Origin of the sequence: Burkholderia sp. Bp9142 (genome assembly GCF_003853415.1) — a bacterium.
In the GTDB taxonomy this organism is placed as follows: Bacteria; Pseudomonadota; Gammaproteobacteria; order Burkholderiales; family Burkholderiaceae; genus Burkholderia.
This window is the reverse complement of the sequence record NZ_QTPP01000013.1, coordinates 97,905-114,010: the sequence shown is the minus strand read 5'-3', so window position 1 is coordinate 114,010 and position 16,106 is coordinate 97,905. Positions and strand designations below refer to the sequence as shown.

16 protein-coding genes and 1 pseudogene are annotated in these 16,106 nt (G+C 62.8%); 10 read left to right on the top strand and 7 right to left on the bottom strand.

Features of this window, described 5'->3' with window-relative positions:
* Window positions 1-26 precede the first annotated feature (26 nt).
* The 5 genes from DIE22_RS17040 (at window position 27) to DIE22_RS17020 (ending at window position 4,215) form a co-directional block, all read left to right on the top strand.
* Window positions 27-1,385 (top strand): Rieske 2Fe-2S domain-containing protein, encoded by a 1,359-nt coding sequence (locus DIE22_RS17040; RefSeq protein ID WP_124605607.1) that lies wholly within the window; start codon window positions 27-29, stop codon window positions 1,383-1,385.
* On the top strand, window positions 1,382-1,870 hold the full coding sequence (gene benB / locus DIE22_RS17035) for a benzoate 1,2-dioxygenase small subunit (RefSeq protein ID WP_124605606.1): 489 nt from the start codon (window positions 1,382-1,384) through the stop codon (window positions 1,868-1,870). The genes DIE22_RS17040 and benB overlap by 4 nt, the downstream gene beginning before the upstream one ends.
* A gap of 39 nt (window positions 1,871-1,909) precedes the next feature.
* Window positions 1,910-2,932, top strand: a complete 1,023-nt coding sequence (benC, locus tag DIE22_RS17030) for a benzoate 1,2-dioxygenase electron transfer component BenC (protein ID WP_124605605.1) — start codon at window positions 1,910-1,912, stop codon at window positions 2,930-2,932.
* Window positions 2,929-3,705, top strand: coding sequence for a benzoate diol dehydrogenase BenD (benD, locus tag DIE22_RS17025; protein ID WP_124605604.1), 777 nt, complete (start codon window positions 2,929-2,931; stop codon window positions 3,703-3,705). The genes benC and benD overlap by 4 nt, the downstream gene beginning before the upstream one ends.
* Window positions 3,706-3,822: 117 nt before the next feature.
* Window positions 3,823-4,215, top strand: coding sequence for a RidA family protein (locus DIE22_RS17020; protein ID WP_124605603.1), 393 nt, complete (start codon window positions 3,823-3,825; stop codon window positions 4,213-4,215).
* 121 nt (window positions 4,216-4,336) lie between these two features.
* On the opposite strand, the gene DIE22_RS17015 is transcribed toward DIE22_RS17020, so the two are convergent.
* Window positions 4,337-5,155, bottom strand: a complete 819-nt coding sequence (locus DIE22_RS17015; RefSeq protein ID WP_260426699.1) for a Crp/Fnr family transcriptional regulator — start codon at window positions 5,153-5,155, stop codon at window positions 4,337-4,339.
* A 333-nt stretch (window positions 5,156-5,488) separates the two neighbouring features.
* Here DIE22_RS17015 and DIE22_RS17010 point away from each other — a divergent pair, with 333 nt between their 5' ends.
* Window positions 5,489-6,133, top strand: a complete 645-nt coding sequence (locus tag DIE22_RS17010; protein WP_124605602.1) for a TetR/AcrR family transcriptional regulator — start codon at window positions 5,489-5,491, stop codon at window positions 6,131-6,133.
* 178 nt (window positions 6,134-6,311) lie between these two features.
* Here DIE22_RS17010 and DIE22_RS17005 read toward each other — a convergent pair whose 3' ends face one another.
* Together DIE22_RS17005 and DIE22_RS17000 are read right to left on the bottom strand one after the other, a co-directional pair.
* The gene (locus tag DIE22_RS17005) at window positions 6,312-7,679 is read right to left on the bottom strand and encodes an MFS transporter (protein ID WP_124605601.1); all 1,368 of its coding nucleotides are present in this window, start codon (window positions 7,677-7,679) and stop codon (window positions 6,312-6,314) included.
* Window positions 7,680-7,743: 64 nt separating this feature from the next.
* The gene (locus DIE22_RS17000; protein ID WP_124605600.1) at window positions 7,744-8,466 is read right to left on the bottom strand and encodes a nitroreductase; all 723 of its coding nucleotides are present in this window, start codon (window positions 8,464-8,466) and stop codon (window positions 7,744-7,746) included.
* 242 nt (window positions 8,467-8,708) lie between these two features.
* On the opposite strand from DIE22_RS17000, the gene DIE22_RS16995 reads away from it, so the two are divergent.
* Window positions 8,709-10,364, top strand: coding sequence for an AMP-binding protein (locus DIE22_RS16995; RefSeq protein WP_124605599.1), 1,656 nt, complete (start codon window positions 8,709-8,711; stop codon window positions 10,362-10,364).
* A 377-nt stretch (window positions 10,365-10,741) separates the two neighbouring features.
* Here DIE22_RS16995 and DIE22_RS16990 read toward each other — a convergent pair whose 3' ends face one another.
* A complete protein-coding gene (locus DIE22_RS16990; protein WP_124605598.1) occupies window positions 10,742-11,605 on the bottom strand; it encodes a class I SAM-dependent methyltransferase in 864 nt (287 codons plus the stop codon).
* Between the two features lie 210 nt (window positions 11,606-11,815).
* Window positions 11,816-12,085, bottom strand: a pseudogene (locus DIE22_RS38820) (hypothetical protein); the annotation flags it as partial.
* A 195-nt stretch (window positions 12,086-12,280) separates the two neighbouring features.
* Here DIE22_RS38820 and DIE22_RS39325 point away from each other — a divergent pair.
* The gene (locus DIE22_RS39325) at window positions 12,281-12,751 is read left to right on the top strand and encodes a DUF736 family protein (RefSeq protein WP_124605597.1); all 471 of its coding nucleotides are present in this window, start codon (window positions 12,281-12,283) and stop codon (window positions 12,749-12,751) included.
* Here the strand turns inward: DIE22_RS39325 and DIE22_RS16975 are convergent.
* Complete coding sequence (locus DIE22_RS16975) at window positions 12,646-13,539, bottom strand: NAD(P)/FAD-dependent oxidoreductase (protein WP_124605596.1); 894 nt, start codon at window positions 13,537-13,539, stop codon at window positions 12,646-12,648. The genes DIE22_RS39325 and DIE22_RS16975 overlap by 106 nt on opposite strands.
* A gap of 13 nt (window positions 13,540-13,552) precedes the next feature.
* Between DIE22_RS16975 and DIE22_RS38250 the strand changes: the two genes are divergently transcribed.
* Entirely contained in the window at window positions 13,553-13,723 is a 171-nt protein-coding gene (locus DIE22_RS38250) for a hypothetical protein (RefSeq protein ID WP_185640634.1), read from the top strand.
* A gap of 100 nt (window positions 13,724-13,823) precedes the next feature.
* Entirely contained in the window at window positions 13,824-14,456 is a 633-nt protein-coding gene (locus DIE22_RS16970) for a TetR/AcrR family transcriptional regulator (RefSeq protein WP_124605595.1), read from the top strand.
* 69 nt (window positions 14,457-14,525) lie between these two features.
* On the opposite strand, the gene DIE22_RS16965 is transcribed toward DIE22_RS16970, so the two are convergent.
* On the bottom strand, window positions 14,526-16,064 hold the full coding sequence (locus DIE22_RS16965) for an IS3 family transposase (RefSeq protein ID WP_124605594.1): 1,539 nt from the start codon (window positions 16,062-16,064) through the stop codon (window positions 14,526-14,528).
* Window positions 16,065-16,106 lie beyond the last annotated feature (42 nt).

The following is a 16,106-nucleotide window of genomic DNA, read 5'->3' as shown; positions in this document are numbered from 1 at the left end:
CCGGCACGCGCACAGGAGGAACCAACATGTCCGCCACGATCGACCCCACCACCGAACTGGACCACCTGCTCGCCACCGCCGTGCAGGACGACAAGGAGGCCGGCGTCTTCCGCTGCCGCCGCGACATCTTCACGAACGAGGCGCTGTACGAGCTCGAGATGAAGCACATCTTCGAGCGCAACTGGGTGTACCTCGCGCACGAGAGCCAGATCCCGAACAACAACGATTACTACACGACGTGGATCGGCCGCCAGCCGGTCGTCATCACGCGCGACAAGACCGGCGAGCTGCACGCGGTGATCAATGCCTGCGCGCACAAGGGCGCGATGCTGTGCCGCCGCAAGCACGGCAACAAGGGCAGCTTCACCTGCCCGTTCCACGGCTGGACCTTCTCGAACACCGGCAAGCTGCTGAAGGTGAAGGACGAGAAGACGACCGAGTATCCGGTGCAGTTCAACACGCACGGCTCGCACGACCTGAAGAAGGTCGCGCGCTTCCAGAACTATCGCGGCTTCCTGTTCGGCAGCCTCGGCGACGACGTGCTGCCGCTCGAGGACTACCTCGGCGAGGCGCGCGTGATCATCGACCAGATCGTCGACCAGGCGCCGGACGGGCTCGAGGTGCTGCGCGGCAACTCCTCCTACATCTACGAAGGCAACTGGAAGATGCAGATGGAGAACGGCTGCGACGGCTATCACGTGAGCACCGTGCACTGGAACTACGCGGCGACGATGGGCCGCCGCAAGGAAGACGGCACCAAGGCCGTCGATGCGAACGGCTGGAGCAAGTCGGTCGCGGGCGTGTACGGCTTCGACAACGGCCACATCCTGCTGTGGACCAAGACGATGAACCCCGAAGTGCGGCCGGTGTACCAGCACCGTGACGAGATCGAGGCGCGCGTCGGCGACGTGCAGGCCGACTTCATCGTGAACCAGACCCGCAACCTGTGCGTGTACCCGAACGTGTTCCTGATGGACCAGTTCAGCACGCAGATTCGCGTGGTGCGCCCGCTCGGCGTCGACAAGACCGAAGTCAGCATCTTCTGCTTCGCGCCGAAGGGCGAGAGCGAAGCCGACCGCACGACGCGGATTCGCCAGTACGAGGATTTCTTCAACGTGACCGGGATGGGCACGGCCGACGACCTCGAGGAGTTTCGCGCATGCCAGGCCGGCTACGCGGGCATCACGGCGATGTGGAACGACCTGTCGCGCGGCGCGCCGCTGTGGATCGACGGGCCGGACGAGAACGCGAGAAAGATGGGGCTGAACCCGCGCATGTCGGGCGAGCGCAGCGAGGACGAAGGGCTGTTCGTGTGCCAGCACGAACACTGGGTGCACGTGATGCGCGATGCGCTGAAGCAGGAACGCGGGGAGGGACAGGCATGAACATCGATTACCGGACCATTTGCGCGGCGCTGTATCGCGAAGCGCGCCTGCTCGACGATCGCGAGTGGGACGCGTGGCTGACCTGCTACACGGAGGACGTCACGTACTGGATGCCCGCATGGGACGACGACGACCGGCCGACCGACGATCCGCACAGCCAGATCTCGCTGATGTACTACGCGGATCGCGGCGGCCTCGAGGATCGCGTGTTCCGGATCAAGACCGAGCGCAGCGGCGCGTCGACGCCCGAGCCGCGTACCAGCCACAACGTGACGAACGTCGAGGTGCTGGCCGAGCGCGACGGCGAGGTGGACGTGCGCTACAACTTCCACACGCTCAACCACCGCTACCGCGTCACCGATCACTTCTTCGGCACGATGTTCGTCACGCTGCGCCGCTCGGGCGACGCATTGCTGATCTCGAACAAGAGGATCGTGCTGAAGAACGACTACATCCGGCAGGTGCTCGACGTGTACCACGTCTGACGCCGATTGTTTCGACACGTAATACAGGGAGACGATGTCATGTCCGCCTACAAGATTGCACTGAACTTCGAGGACGGGGTGACCCGCTTCATCGACTGCAAGGCCGGCGAGAAGGTGCTCGACGCCGCATTCCGCGCGAAGATCAACCTGCCGATGGACTGCTCCGACGGCGTGTGCGGCACCTGCAAGTGCCGCGCGGAAAGCGGCCGCTACGACCTCGGCGACGACTACATCGACGACGCGCTCACCGAGGACGAGAAGGACGGCGGCCTCGTGCTGACGTGCCAGATGGTGCCGCAAGGCGATTGCGTGATCGCGGTGCCGACGTCGTCGGTCGCGTGCAAGACCGGCCACAGCGCGTTTGCCGCGACCGTGACGAAGGTCGAGCAGCACAACGATGCGGCGATCGTGCTCGAGCTCGACGTCGACGCGGCCGCACCGGCGTTCCTGCCGGGCCAGTACGTGAACATCGGCGTGCCGGGCAGCGGCCAGCACCGGTCGTACTCGTTCTCGTCCGCGCCGGGCGACGCGAAGGTCGGCTTCCTGATCAAGAAGATCCCGGGCGGCGTGATGAGCACGTGGCTCGAGACGGCCGCGCCAGGCGACACGCTGGAGCTGAACGGGCCGCTCGGCAGCTTCTACCTGCGCGACGTGGCGCGGCCGCTGCTGTTCCTCGCGGGCGGCACCGGCCTCGCGCCGTTCCTGTCGATGCTCGAGGTGCTCGCGCGCGGCGGCTCGCAGCAGAAGGTGCACCTGATCTACGGCGTGACGCGCGATCTCGACCTCGTGCTGGTCGACGCGATCGAGGCGTATGCGGCGAAGCTGCCGAACTTCAGTTACGCGACCGTCGTCGCCGATGCGGCGTCGAGCCACGAACGCAAGGGCTGGGTCACGCAGCACATTCCGGCCGATGCGCTGAACGACGGCGACGTGGACGTCTATCTGTGCGGCCCGCCGCCGATGGTCGACGCGGTGCGCCAGTACTTCGACGACGCAGGCGTGAAGCCCAACAGCTTCCACTACGAGAAGTTCACGCCGAACGTGACGGCGAAGGCGGCATGACCATGCAACGATTCTCCGGAAAGGTTGTCGTCGTCACCGGCGCGGCGCAGGGCATCGGCCGCGGCGTCGCGCTGCGCGCGGCGGCCGAGGGCGGCAGGGTGCTGTTCGTCGATCGCGCGGACTTCGTGGCCGAGGTGGCTGCCGAAGCGCCGGGCGGCAACACGGCCGGCTTCGTCGCCGATCTCGAGACCTACGACGGCGCGCACGCGGCGATGGCGTGCGCGGTCGCGACGTTCGGCCGGATCGACGTGCTGATCAACGGCGTCGGCGGTGCGATCCGGATGCGGCCGTTCGCCGAGTTCGAGCCCGCGCAGATCGACGCGGAAATCCGCCGCTCGCTGATGCCGACGCTCTATAGCTGCCACGCGGTGCTGCCGCATCTGCTGGCCGGGGGCGGCGGCACGATCGTCAACGTGTCGTCGAACGCGACGCGCGGGATTCGCCGCGTGCCGTACTCGGCCGCGAAGGGCGGCGTCAATGCGCTGACGGCGGCGCTCGCGATGGAATACGCGGAGCACAACATCCGCGTGGTCGCGACCGCGCCGGGCGGCACCACGGCGCCGCCGCGCCGCGTGCCGCGCAACGCGGCCGGCGACAACGAGCAGGAACAGGCGTGGATGGCCGAGGCGGTGAAGCAGGTGACCGACTCGACGTTCTTCAAGCGCTACGGCACGCTGGACGAGCAGATCGCGCCGATCCTGTTCCTCGCGTCCGACGACGCGAGCTACATCACCGGCACGGTGCTGCCGGTCGCGGGCGGCGATACGGGTTGAGCGACGGCGGCTTGCCGAACCCGGTGCCTCGGGCGTGCACGTGCCGCAGCCGCGCGTGCACGCGATTCGACAATCACACAACCGGCCGGCGCCGCGAGCCCGGCCACGGAGACACTCATGCACAAACGCGAGGCGATCATTCCGGCCGGCATGGAAGCCGTGTACGAAAAAATCGGCTATGCGCCGGCGATCAAGGTTGGCGATACCGTGTACGTGTCCGGCCAGATCGGCCGTGACGCGGCGATGCAACTGGTGGAAGACCGCGAGGCGCAGATCGTGCAGGCGTTCGAGAACCTGAAGCGCGTGCTGGAGGCGGGCGGTGCGTCGCTCGACGACGTGGTCGACCTGACCACGTTCCATACCGACATGCGCGACCTGCCGCTGTTCATGCAGGTGCGCGACCGCTACCTCGGCGCGCATCCGAAGCCGGCGTGGACGGCGGTCGGCGCGCACATGCTGGGCGGCTCGCCTGGCTATATCGTCGAGATCAAGGCGGTGGCGGTGCGATAGCGATGGCGGCAGGACCCAATAGCGAAGCGATGCATCGCGGTCCCGCCAAAGCCGATTCCACCGGCCCTGAAGTGCGCCTTCATTGCAGGCCGGCCCGTCTGTTCCTCCCGCGTGCGCGGATTCAATCCTCCGAGTGCGCGAATTCCCTCAGTCCTTCGAGATCCAGGATATGCACGGCCCCGTATTCGGCGAGGATGAGGCCTGCATCGGCCAACGTCCGCAGCGCGCGATTGGCGTTTTGGCGGGAGAGCCCCGAAAGCCTGCCGATCTCTTCCTGCGAGAAGCCGAGCGTCGTCGTCGTGGCGGGATGCAACTGCCGGTTGAAGAGCTCGGTCAGGCAAAACGCCACGCGTGCGGGCGCCTCCTGTATCCGCAAGTTCTGAACCAGACCGATGTAGTAGCCGCATCGGGCGTTGAGCTGGTCGATCACATAGCGGCTGAATGCATGACTGTTCTCCAGGAGCCAGAAAAACGTCGCACGAGGCATGAAGGCCAACCGGCTGTCCCGGACCGCGGTGACGGAGTAGGCGCGAGGTTCGTCCTTCAGGACGCTGCCCTCCCCGAACCACGAGCCCGCCGGGATGCCCGCGAACGTGACGACACGGCCTTTTTTCGACGCGGTATCGACTTTGACGATGCCTTCGATCACACCGAGCCAATGATCCACGGCGTCGCCCCGGTGGCAAGCGATTGCACCGGGAGCGTAGGACCTGTCGAAGCAATCTCGTTTGACCATTTCCTGTTGGCCGTCGGTCAGATTGGCGTACCACGTGCAGCGGGCGAGAAAGTCGTCGACGGTGACGGCGGCCGGGTTGCTGGAGTCGTCGTCATGTTTTCGGACGCCGAGATTCTCGCGGTTGCAGGGCCGCGTCATCTCCGCGGCCGGAGGCACCGCTTCCCGCTTTGCGTCGATGGTTTGAATGCCACACAGTTGGTTCATCGTTCGGAACAGTAGCGTGCCGTTGCGCGAGGGCTCCTGACGCCACGCATCACTTGGTGCATGGGCCGTTCGGAAAATCAGGATGTGCCGGCCAGTCCGTTAAATAGAATTGAAATTCGCTTAAGAGTAGGTTCCGGCATACTCACTGTCAAGGCGCGGGCGCTAGGTGTTTGTACCGGCACACCACGAACCGTTACCTGGTTTTTCGCATAGGCGTATGATTCGCAATGTACAGGGAGCCAACGGTCAGACGATTCAACGTTTTGCGATCGTGGTGGTGCAGCGAAGCACGGCGGGATGCCTGCGCGTGCTTCGGATGTGACGGTAAATGAAATGGAAATTCCAGTTAGTCCGGCGCGTGTTCGCGTTCGCCGCAGAGGGGCCGACAAGCATCCGTTGATCGTGAAGGCTGCGCGCGATCTGGTGGCCGAAGTGGGGTTTCGCGACGCGCAGATGTATGCGATCGCGGAAGCCGCGGGAATCGCGATCGGCACGCTGTATCGCTATTTCGCATCCAAGACGGACCTGATGGTCGAGGTGGTCAGGACGACGGCACAGCGTGAAGTCGATGTTGTCGCCGGCATCGCCATGCGCGACGGCACAGCGGCGGAGCGTCTCGGTGCCGCCGTCTGGACGTTCGCCAGCCGCGCGTTGCAGGGCCGGCGCCTCGCCTATTCGCTGGTCGCCGAACCTGTCGAGCCCGATGTCGAGGCAATGCGCTTGACCTTTCACAGAGCGCTGGCGAGGGTATTCAAGACGATCATCGAGCAGGGGATGGCGAACGGCGAATTCCCGGCACAGGATGCGATGGCTTCGGCCGACTGCATTGTCGGGTGTCTGTTCGAGGGACTGGTCGTCCCGCTCACCGGCGGCACCGCACCCGATGCCGAGCAAGCCAGCGCCCACGTGACGGCGATCATCACGTTTTGTTTGCGTGGCGTGTCCGGCTCTCCGGTATTGCCGGTGACGGTTGCGTGATGGCGACATTGCCTGCACGGGCGGTGCGCGCGGGGCGGGCGTCTCGTGCACGGAGCACCGCGCGAACTCCGGCCTCTGCTGCCCGCGTGGTGCGTTCCGCGCCGGTGATCCTGCAACGTCGGCGCCTGAACGCGAGCTGCAAACTGTTTCGACCAGCCCGCGGCGGGAAATGAGCCGTCTAGCTGCTGGCGGACGATGTGGCATCGACGCGCGTGGGAGCCACGCCCACATCGTGCCGTGACACCGCGCTGCGGCGATGGTCGATCATCGTGACCGCGAGGGTACCCAGTACGCCGGCAAGCGCGATCGCCAGGAAATTCTGTTCAAGGGGCAGGCGTATGGTGACCAACAAGCCGATCAGCAAGGGGGCGGCAATCGCGCCGAGGCGACCGACGCCGGACGCGAACCCGACGCCCGTCGACCGGATCACCGCAGGGTAGAACTCCCCGGCATACGCGTACGCGAGGAGTTGGGTGCCGAGCGTCGAGCCGCCGACCACGAACACGATCGGGAACAGCAGTTCGGTGGACCTGGTGTATCCCATCAATGCCAGCGAGACAGCCCCGGTGGCGTAGAACGCCACCAGCACGTACTTGATGTTGTACTTGTCGCCAAGCCAGCCTCCGCCGATCGCGCCTGCGACGGCGCCGACGTTGAAGAAGAGTACGAACGTCAATGCCGACCCCAGGCTGTAGCCCGACATTGCCATGAGTTTCGTCAGCCACGAGCTCAGCGCGTACACCATGAAGAGCCCCATGAAGAACGCGACCCAGATCATGACGGTGCTGAATCCGCGGCCATCGCGGAACAGGCTCGCCACGGGCGTGCTGCTCATTGCCTGCTGTGGCATGACGAAACGGTCGCCGGGTTGAAGCCGCACGTCCGGCGCGATCTTGCGGATCGTCGTTTCTATTTTCGCGGCACGATTTTTACGTATCAGGAACGCGAGGGAATCGGGCATCGTCATCAGGATGAACGGGATGAGCAACACCGGTGTCCCCGCGAGAAAGAAGACCGATTGCCAGCCATAGGATTCGATCATCTGCTTGCCCGTCAGCGCGACGAGAATCCCGCCGATCGAATAGCCGGCAAACACGATCGTGACGAGGCGTGCCCGGATGGCACGCGGTGCGAACTCGCCCATCTGAGCGGTGACGATCGGCAGGACGCCGCCGATTCCGAGGCCGGCCAGAAACCGCGTGATGCTGAAGGACACGGGATCGTGTGTGAGGCCGGCCGCAGCGGTAAATGCGCTGAATAACCCGATGCATGCGCAAAGGCAAACCGGGCGACCGATCTTGTCGGCCAGCGTTCCTAGGTAAATGGCGCCAAACATCATGCCGAACAGTGCCGAACTCGCCATGAAGCCGGCCTTTGCCGCGTTGACGCCCATATCTTTCATGATCGACGGAAGCGCCGCGCCGACGACGGCGAGATCGTAGCCATCGAGAACCAGGATCAGGACACACCAGAACAGGATCAAGCCGTGAAAGCGGGAGAATCTTGCACCATGTATAACCTTCTGGACATCGATTTCGTGACTCATTGTCTCCTCCATTTCCTTGTGGATATCGCGGGTGCTGCAAGTGACGACCGCTCTGCCGGCGGACTCAGGTGGTGTGATGGACGGTGAAAGAAGAAGAGGGCGCCCTGTCCGACACGAGGGCGTTTTCAACACGGCTTTCGTCCGCGTAGCCCATGCTCATTCCAATCAGGAACATTTCGTCGGACCCGAGGCCAAGTTCCTCCTCGATGATCTTGTGATACTTCATGAAGGCGGCCTGTGGGCACGTGCCGAGGCCATAGGTGCGCGCGACGATCATGATGTTCTGCAGGAACATGCCGTAGTCGAGCAGGCTGCCCTGCTGCATCACGCGGTCGATGGTGAAGAACAGCCCGACGGGTGCATCGAAGAATTGGTAGTTGCGCCCGTGCTGTTCGCGCATCCTCGGTTTATCGTCCTTTCGGATGCCGAGCAGCCCATATAGCGTCCATCCGAGCGTGCGCCGTCTGTCGATGTATGGAGATACCCACTCGTTCGGGTAGTAGTTCCACTCATCGGCGTGCATGTCCGCCAGCGACGGATCGGCGTCGACTTTCCTGATCGCATTGCATACGCGGTCTCGAGCCGCGCCGGTGACGACTTGGACTTTCCACGGTTGAATGTTCACGCCGGTCGCGGCGTAGCGGGCCACATCAAGAATTGCCGTGACGGTCGCGTCGGGCACCGGCGTCGGAAGATAAGCCCTGACGCTGCGTCGCGTCGCAATTGCCCATTCGACCGCCGATCTGATCGACGACAGTTCCTGCGGCGGTGCTGCTGCTCGTTCCATCCATGACCTCGCTATCCAATCGTGCGAACCGAACGTCCATACGACGAGAGTAGCCATCTACGCGCGACGCCAATGTCTTGCGCAAGACAATCGGCGTCTCGCTTCGATGAAATCAGCGAGGCCCGCGGGAATGTCTCGGGGGAGACATTTCGAGTACCGAACCTTCTCTAGACTGCTTTGGCAGATCAAGGACGGAATACGTCCACGGACGCGCAGTCATAAACCGATGAGGAGACGTGGAAATGAGCGAAAACATCTATGAAAAGGGGCTGGAGCGCACGCAGGCCAATCACGTGCCGCTCACACCGCTTCATTTTCTCGACCGATGCGCGGACCAGTATCCCGATCACATTGCAATCATTCATGGAGAGTCGACGCAGTCGTGGCGAGAGACGAGGGCGCGATGCCGTCGTCTTGCCAGCGCATTGGTCAAGCGCGGGATCGAGCGTGGGGACACGGTATCCATCCTTGCGCCGAACACGCCGGCAATGATCGAGGCGCATCACGGGGTGCCGCTGTCCGGGGCCGTTCTGAACGCGATCAACTGCAGGCTCGATGCAGATGGCGTTCGGTTCATCCTGCGTCATGGCGAATGCAAGATCCTGCTGGTGGACCGCGAGTTTTCCTCGTTGGCGGCAAGCGCGCTTGAACAACTCGAGAACAAGCCGCTAATCATTGATATTGCCGACATTGAGGCGACGTCCGGAGACCCGATCGGAGAAATCGAGTACGAGGCGTTCCTGGCCGAAGGTGATCCCGAATTTCCCGGCGTCTGGCCATCGGACGAGTGGGATGCAATCGCGCTGAACTACACATCCGGAACGACGTCCGACCCCAAGGGCGTGGTCGCGAGCCACCGCGGCACGTATCTGATGAGCCTGCTTCAACTGACGGATTGGGGCATGCCGCGTCGCCCGGTATACCTCTGGACGCTTCCGTTGTTTCATGCGAACGGGTGGTGTTTCGCATGGGCGGTCACGGCGGCGGCAGGCACGCATGTTTGCCTGCGAAAGGTGACGGCCTCGAACATCTTCAAGGCAGTTCGGCAGCACCGTGTCGACCATTTCTGCGCGGCGCCCATCGTACTCGCATCGTTGGCCAGTTCGCCCGAATCAGAGCACTTGCCGGTGCCGCACACGGTTCGTGTGCGAACGGCCGGTTCACCTCCACCGGCTGCCGTACTGAAGGCAGTGTCGGAGATGGGCTTCGAAGTGGAGCACGTCTACGGCATCACCGAAGCGTCGGGTACGCCCGTGAGTTGCTTCGTCGAGCCGGCGTGGAGCGGACTGACGTCGGAGGACAAGGCGCGCCTCATGGCGAGACAGGGAAGTCGGGCGGCCGGCCTGGAGGGGCTGCGGGTCGCGGATCAGGGTAGCGGTGCGTCCGTGCCTTGGGACGGCAAGACGCAAGGCGAACTGCTGATTCGCGGCAATGTCGTGATGAAGGGTTACCTCAAGAACGAGGCCGCTACGGCGGCTGCGTTCGGCGGCGGGTGGTTCCACACGGGCGACGTCGCCGTGGTGCATCCGGATGGCTATATCCAGATCACCGACCGCTCGAAAGACGTCATCATCTCGGGTGGAGAGAATATTTCTTCGGTCGAGGTCGAAGATGTTCTTCATCGGCATCCAGCGGTGCTGATTGCGGCCGTCGTCGCTCAGCCCGATGCCAAATGGGGTGAATCGCCGTGCGCCTTCATCGAGTTGAAGCCCGGCGCCGCGGTTCCGGACGAAGCCGAGATCATTCGCTTTTGCCGAGAACGGCTTGCCCATTACAAATGCCCCGTTCGCGTCGTCCACGGGGTACTGCCCAAGACGGGCACGGGAAAGATCCAGAAATTCCGACTTCGGGAACTGGTTGGAAGCCGGGAAGCGATCACGGCTTTGTCCGGCGTGTAATTCTCGACACCGTGCGTTGCCGCAGTGGGTCCCATCAAAGCGGTGTCACGACAGTGAGGCTCGAACGTTTGCGCTCGCTTGCGGTGACGACAATCCCGTACACGTCCGTCGGTTGCTCAGGTCCAGACCAAGGTCGCTTTGCTTCATGGACTTCTCTCTGCTCGGGAATCCTTCTCCGACAGGCGAGGCCGGCAAAAGTTTTGAATAGCATCCCTAAGCACGTGCACCAACGTTTTCGAGTGTCGTGCAAACGCTGTACCCCGCCATCAAATCCCCTGGCTCGCTAATGGTGGCTTCCAAACCAGAAGGGACATCAGTCTGAGCGTCCAAAGACGCCCGGCTCCACCGAGCGGGGGTGTCTCGCCTCTTAATCCCTGTCAGCTTGCCGGATTGCGTGCCATAACGATCCACGCCGCGCCGTCGATTATCACCGACCGCTCACCAGGGAGGCCCGCGAAGGCGGCACGAACCGCGGCCGAGGCGCGGGCGCGGATGTCGTCGGGCTGATCAGCGAGCGCGCGCGACAGCGGGCCGACCTCGAGCGTCATCTTCACCGCGTCGTCGATCGCTGCGTCCCGCGTCCCGCCCTCGCCGAACGGGACGGAAGCATCGAAGGGCGCGATAGCGATATCGGTGAAGCCGGCCGCCGTCAGGATGCGTGCCACGCGCCCCCGGTCGCCGAACGAAAATGGGCCGGGCGCTTCGGGATCGGGCAGCGCGCTTGGCGGGACGATGCCCTTGAGCGCGCCCATCGGCACGCGCACCCAATCGTTTTCGGCCGCGCCGCGCCAGCAGACGAAAGCGACCCGCCCGCCCGGCCGCAGCGCGCGTCGCATATGGGCGAACGCCGCTGTCGGATCGTCGAAGAACATTACCCCGAAACGCGAGAACAGGATGTCGAACGCGCCCTCGGGCAGCTCGGCGCTGCTGGCGTCGGCCACCTGGAACACGACCGGCGTATCTTGTGGCGCAAGCGCGAGCGCTCGGCCGATCAGCGGTGCGGATATGTCCACGCCCAGCACTTGCCCCCGCGCGCCGACGCGGGCGGCCAGAGCCAGACTCGACGCGCCCGCGCCGCAACCGACGTCCAGCACGCGCTCACCCGCCGCGGGCGCGGCGGCTTCGATCGCAGCCTGGCCGAACACCGCCACCATGGCGTCGAGCCGGGCCAGATTGGCGACCCAGCGCTCCCCGCTTTGACCATTCCAGTCGGCGACCTGATAGGCATTTTGCTCTGCCATGTCATCTATATGAACGCGTCCCGTTTGCAACAGTTCTCGTGTGTTCCGACAGACAGGATGGGCTGCAGCTCTATATCCGGCCTTGATGCAGTCGATACCGCCGCTGCGGGCCCCTATGAAATCCGCTGGCCCGCGCCTCATTCTCCTAACGAGCTCAAAGCTCTTGGTGACATTCAGGCTTGGCGGGCCCAGGTCCTACCTGGCTCGTCATCACACTCGATTGCTGCGCAACCTTTCGACGTTCACCCTGTGTAAATGTTGATCTTCTACCTCGCACGAACCGATCAGGCGTGGTTTCACGCTGATGTAGTCCTTTCGATACGGTTGCTCATGAGCGAGTACCGCCCAGATCGTTCGCGCCATCTTGTTGGCCAGTGCGACGATCACAACATTCGTCGGCCGTCGCTTCTTGATCTGCTCGACCCATGGCCCAGGCTCCTTCGCGTGCGTCAGTACGCTGCGCGCGCCGTGAATCAGCAACGCACCGGTCACGATTCACGAAGTGCTCCAGGAACTTCGCCCGCTTGATCGCCTTGCTCACGATCTCGCCGCTTGCCTGATCAACGTAATGCACCTGGAACACGTTCTTGGCGATATCGACGCCCACGGCCATACTGTTCATCGTGGATCCTCCGGTTGCCGGGGAATGCGTGCATTTTCCACCTGGGCACATCGATGCCGTTGGCCCGCGAGGATCCACCCCTCTCTTGCTCTCACGTGCCTGGGTGGGACGCGTTCATTTCAATTCTCCTTGTTCTGATTCGTTCTCAACTAGCTCCCCTTTGTTCGAGGCAAGGGGAGAGCCGAATCGATGCCAAGGCGCGCATCGTCTCGAACAAACCCGCCTCCACCTGCGATAAGGCGCAAGACCTGCGAGAGATCGTCTCAGGCGTCGAGATCGCTGCCGCCTGGCGCCGGAACTCGAAGGACACCCGCTCCTGCCATTCCGTCAAACTCGACAATCCGTCCTCCTTCACCTCGCCGATCTACGCCAGCCTCTTCGAAGGCGACAATGCGACCGGAGAAGGGAATCCGGGCTCTCAAACCAGCATCGACTGCTGGGCGAAGATACCCGCCATCGCGCCCTGCGATGATGCCTGGGTGACCGAGGGCAAGAAGGGCGTGGCGAGGTCGCCGGCGGCGTAGATGCCGGGCATGCTGGTTTGGCGGCGCTCGTCGACCTTGAGGACGATGCCGGTGGGCGTATCGACCGTCGCGAGGCCCAGTGATTCATGCAGGCTTGCGGACGGCTTGTTGCGCGGTTGGGCGAACAGGACGTCGACCGCGACATTGCGGGGGGTATCGAGATTGACGGTGGTGATATGGCCCATGCGATGGGCGATCTCGACGATCCGGCCATCGACGACAGGTATGTTGCGGCGCGCCAGATCGGCCTGGATATCGGGCGCAATGTCATGACCATCGGCGAAGACAGTCAACTTGTCAGTCCAATCGCGGAACAGCCTGGCAGACTGGTGCGACTGCGGGCCGGACCAAACGAGGCCCCAATGCTGGCCGGCGACTTCAAAGCCGTCGCAATAGGGGCAGGGCACGATGGACGTGCCCCAGCTTTCGGCAAAGCCCGGCACATCAGGCATCTGGTCGGCGAGGCCATAGCTCAGGATCAGGCGGCGCGCCCTTAGGCTTTCGTTATCGTCAGTGACGACGCAGAAATCGTCGATGGCGCCAGACACGCTCTCTGCCCGGGCATTGACCAGCCTGATCGTCGGATAGCGCGCCAGCTGCTGCCGCGCCTCGACCAGGATGTCCAGCGGCGGCTTGTGATCGTGGCCGAGCAGGCCATGCGAATGGCCGGCAAAGCGGTTGCGCGGCCGGCCGGTATCGAGAACGGTGACCTTGCGGCGGGCACGGCCGAGCTGCAGGGCGGCGGCGAGGCCGGCAAAGCTGCCGCCGATGATGATGACGTCATTCATGGTGAGGAGCTCCGTGTTGTGGATGGAGGGGGGGCTGGGCGTGGTGTGCAATATCGTCCAGCGATACGCGCTCAAGACGGGTAGCGAGCAGGGCTTCGGCATTGGCGAGAAAGTTGCCCATGGCTGTATTGACCGGCCGGACAATGCCGCATTCGATATCGCCGGGCGCTCCGGGGAAACCTGATTTGGACAACCGGTTGAAACCTACCCTTGGCTTGCACATTTAAGATACTGCGTGGTATCGTAGTGCAAGAATTTGAATACTGTCAAGTACTGGAATTGTCGTGACCGAAAACAACCAGGGCCGGCGCGGCCGGCCCGCCAACGAGGCGCTTCGCCAAACGATCGTCGACGCCGCCTGCGAACTCTTTGTGGAATTGGGTTTTCAAGCGACGACCATGGACAAGGTCGCCCAGCGGGCGAAGATATCCAAGCTAAGCATCTATCGGCACTTCGAGAACAAGGAGGCGCTGTTCAGCGCGGCCATGGCGGCCCACTGCCATCAGTTTGCACCACAGACCCTTTCCGAAGGCGTCGACGGTTCGGCTGAAGATCAGCTCATGGCGGTGGGATCATCGCTGCTTCGCACGCTGTTGAGCCCGGACGTCCGCAGTGTCGAAGCCATGGTTTTGGCCGACAAGACGAATCAAAAGTCGTTAAGCAAGCTCCATTACGAAGCCGGGCCCGCCCATGTCATCGCCCAAATCGAGGCCGTGTTGCGTCAGTTGCACGCGAAAGCGACTCTGAACGTACCCGATGCTCACCGGTCCGCCCGCTTGTTTGCCGCGCTTTTCAAAGGATCCGATCTCCTGCTTATCGCACGCTTCGATGAGGCGAGAGCAGGGGACGACAACGAAATCGAATCCTATTGTCGCTCGGCCGTCGCCATGTTCATCGCCGCGCACGGTGGCATCTGAAGGTGCGCTATCTGTTAGCGCCGATGTAAAAATGACCCACCGGGGGTGCGGCTAGAATCTTGGACTGGTTTATGCCGCGAGCCCGAGGCGCTCCCGGTATTCGAGCGGACTCAGTGAGCCAAGCGAGATCTTAATCCGCTTGGCGTTGTACCAGCGGATGTAAGAATCGACCGCCTCGATGAACTGCTCGATGCTTGTAGCCTGCCAGGTCCGAGGATAGAACAGTTCCGTTTTCAATCGGCCGAAGAAACCTTCGCATGCCGCATTGTCGGGCGAGCAACCTTTGCGCGACATCGAGCGAATCAGCTTCGCATCGCGCATCCGTGAGAGCCACCCCGGCCAGCGATAGTGCGCACCGCGATCGGAGTGGACCATTGGCTGGTGTTGGCTGTTGGCCACTGTCTCGATCGCTGCGTCGAGCATGGTATTCACAAGCTCGGCGTCCGGACGCGTGCTGATCGACCAACTGACAACGAGCCCATCAAAGCAGTCGATCACGGGCGATAGATACACCTTGCCGGCTGGAATCTGGAATTCCGTAATGTCGGTGAGCCACTTTTTATTCGGCGCCGCCGCCCGGAAATCGCGATTGACGAGGTTTTCTGGCGCGGGACCTATTTCGCCTTGATAGGAGCCGTAGCGACGCCGGCGGGCACTGCCAGCGGTCAAGCCTTCTTGCCTCATCAAGCGTCGCACGACTTTCTCCGATATGAAGACCTGCTGCTTACCAAGTGCCGCGCGTATCCGGCGATAGCCGTAGCAACGGTAATTGAGTTCGAAGATGTCTGTGATGACGTGACGCACGCGAGCATACTTGTCAGCAACAAGCAGTCGTGCACGATGGTAAAAGTAGGAACTGCGGGCAAGACCCAATACGGCGAGCAGTTCTGGCAGTGCATAGATTTGCCTCAGGGCATCAACCAGCGTCGTCTTCTCCCGATTGCTCAGGAGCCGCGGGTCGATGCCCAGGCCTTTTTTTAACAGTTCATTGGCCTTCTTCAGGATGTCGTGTTCGAGTTGCAGCTGCCGTATGTCGCGTCGAAGCGATTCCAGCTGCTGCTCCAGTTCTGCCCGCTCAGGAGCCGATGCCGGATTCTTATGGCGTTTCATGGATGCCGGAGCCTCTCGACCGAGTAGCTTATTTTTCCAGTTGTATAGCGTCGGCCTGCTCACGCCTATCTTTTCCGCGATCACACGTGCACCTTCGTCTCTGGTGCACAGCTCAATGACCGCTGCCTGCCTCAACACTGGCGACGACGGCACATTCCGAGCATTGCTGACAAGACGTTTCCGAATATCGGGGCATAGCTCGTAGACCCACGCGGCCAGCACTGCGCGACACGGATACCCCAGTGCTCTCGTGGTCCCGGCAAAATTGCAGCCATGACTCAAATAATGCTCGACAGCGATTTGCTTCTGTTCGGTGGAGTAACGTGGCCTGGAGCGGCGATAGCCCGCCGGCAAATCGCCAACCTCAACGAACGCACGGTACCACCGTGCCAAGTTCTTGCGCGAAGGATATCCCAGCTCGCGAATAGTTGCCGCTGCGCTCCTGCCGTACTTGATGTAGAGCTGAACCGCTCGAACGCGGTCTTCGTATGAATACATGAACTACCTCCAAGGTAGTCCAAGATTTTGTCCGCACCCCCA

What these genes read in the sequence shown, in the direction of transcription:
- benC (WP_124605605.1), top strand. Translation starts at nt 1,910, where the DNA reads ATGTCCGCCTACAAGATTGCACTGAACTTCGAGGACGGGGTGACCCGC.
- DIE22_RS39325 (WP_124605597.1), top strand. Translation starts at nt 12,281, where the DNA reads ATGCCGTTGGCCCGCGAGGATCCACCCCTCTCTTGCTCTCACGTGCCT.
- DIE22_RS17020 (WP_124605603.1), top strand. Translation starts at nt 3,823, where the DNA reads ATGCACAAACGCGAGGCGATCATTCCGGCCGGCATGGAAGCCGTGTAC.
- benD (WP_124605604.1), top strand. Translation starts at nt 2,929, where the DNA reads ATGACCATGCAACGATTCTCCGGAAAGGTTGTCGTCGTCACCGGCGCG.
- DIE22_RS16965 (WP_124605594.1), bottom strand. Translation starts at nt 16,064, where the DNA reads ATGTATTCATACGAAGACCGCGTTCGAGCGGTTCAGCTCTACATCAAG.
- DIE22_RS16995 (WP_124605599.1), top strand. Translation starts at nt 8,709, where the DNA reads ATGAGCGAAAACATCTATGAAAAGGGGCTGGAGCGCACGCAGGCCAAT.
- benB (WP_124605606.1), top strand. Translation starts at nt 1,382, where the DNA reads ATGAACATCGATTACCGGACCATTTGCGCGGCGCTGTATCGCGAAGCG.
- DIE22_RS16990 (WP_124605598.1), bottom strand. Translation starts at nt 11,605, where the DNA reads ATGGCAGAGCAAAATGCCTATCAGGTCGCCGACTGGAATGGTCAAAGC.
- DIE22_RS16975 (WP_124605596.1), bottom strand. Translation starts at nt 13,539, where the DNA reads ATGAATGACGTCATCATCATCGGCGGCAGCTTTGCCGGCCTCGCCGCC.
- DIE22_RS17040 (WP_124605607.1), top strand. Translation starts at nt 27, where the DNA reads ATGTCCGCCACGATCGACCCCACCACCGAACTGGACCACCTGCTCGCC.
- DIE22_RS17010 (WP_124605602.1), top strand. Translation starts at nt 5,489, where the DNA reads ATGGAAATTCCAGTTAGTCCGGCGCGTGTTCGCGTTCGCCGCAGAGGG.
- DIE22_RS17000 (WP_124605600.1), bottom strand. Translation starts at nt 8,466, where the DNA reads ATGGAACGAGCAGCAGCACCGCCGCAGGAACTGTCGTCGATCAGATCG.
- DIE22_RS17005 (WP_124605601.1), bottom strand. Translation starts at nt 7,679, where the DNA reads ATGAGTCACGAAATCGATGTCCAGAAGGTTATACATGGTGCAAGATTC.
- DIE22_RS17015 (WP_260426699.1), bottom strand. Translation starts at nt 5,155, where the DNA reads ATGAACCAACTGTGTGGCATTCAAACCATCGACGCAAAGCGGGAAGCG.